The sequence below is a fragment of the Seonamhaeicola marinus genome (assembly GCF_008085455.1).
This window is the reverse complement of the sequence record NZ_VSDQ01000384.1, coordinates 1-425: the sequence shown is the minus strand read 5'-3', so window position 1 is coordinate 425 and position 425 is coordinate 1. Positions and strand designations below refer to the sequence as shown.

General features: G+C 32.0%; 1 protein-coding gene. It reads left to right on the top strand.

Translation table 11 applies throughout. The features are described 5' to 3' along the window. Positions 1 to 21: 21 nt before the first annotated feature. The coding region (locus FUA24_RS05055) for a NifU N-terminal domain-containing protein (protein WP_187388177.1) at positions 22 to 425 on the top strand (404 nt) is incomplete at its 3' end.

Below are 425 nucleotides of genomic sequence, written 5' to 3'. Positions count from 1 at the left end.
TTTTGTAAAAAATTAGCTAAAATGAATACTTTCAAGGTTTCTGTGCAAGAAACATCTAATAAAGCCATAATAAAATTTGAAGTAAATCAATTTATAACAAAGCATCAAAGCTTTGAATTTAAAAATATTGATGACGCTAAACCTTCGCCATTGGCACAACAATTATTTTATCTTCCGTTTGTAAAAAAGGTTTACATTTCAGGAAACTTTGTTGCTGTTGAACGTTTTGATATTGTTGAATGGAACGATGTACAAGACGAAGTAGCTCAACAAATTGAAGCCTATTTAAATAACGGAGGCATTGTAATAACTGAAACGGAGGCTCCTAAAAAAGTACCTGTAACCGTTTATGCCGAAGCAACACCAAACCCCGCTGTTATGAAGTTTGTTGCCAACAAAAAAATTGTAACAGCTTTATTTGAATT